General features: G+C 57.0%; 1 protein-coding gene. It reads right to left on the bottom strand.

Annotated elements, in window-relative coordinates; translation table 11 throughout:
• Positions 1-409 (bottom strand): cbb3-type cytochrome c oxidase subunit I (locus tag EOA22_RS37345; protein WP_206521619.1); only part of this gene is annotated, 409 nt, incomplete at both ends.

The raw sequence follows: 409 nt of genomic DNA, 5'->3' as shown, positions 1-409 counted from the left end.
GGAGGTGTAGTGCAGGTGAGGCGGCCCGGCCCAGATGTAGAAAAAGATGATCGCCCAGAAATGGATGATCGACAGCCGATAGGAATAGACCGGCCGGTTCGCCTGCTTGGGCACGAAGTAATACATCATGCCGAGGAAGCCGGCAGTGAGGAAGAAGCCGACGGCGTTGTGGCCATACCACCATTGCGTCAGGGCGTCCTGGACCCCGGAAAAGGCGGAGTAACTCTTTGAGCCCAGGAACGAGGCCGGCATCGACAGGTTGTTGATCACATGCAGCATCGCGATGGTCACGATGAAGGAGAGGTAAAACCAGTTGGCGACGTAGATGTGCGGTTCCTTGCGCTTGAAGATCGTGCCAAGGAACAAGATCAGATAGGCGACCCAGACGATGGTCAGCCAGATGTCCACG

The sequence above is a fragment of the Mesorhizobium sp. M7A.F.Ca.US.014.04.1.1 genome (assembly GCF_003998745.1).
GTDB classification, from domain to species: domain Bacteria; phylum Pseudomonadota; class Alphaproteobacteria; order Rhizobiales; family Rhizobiaceae; genus Mesorhizobium; species Mesorhizobium ciceri.
The sequence above is the reverse complement of the archived record's forward strand: the minus strand, read 5'-3'. Positions and strand labels throughout refer to the sequence as shown.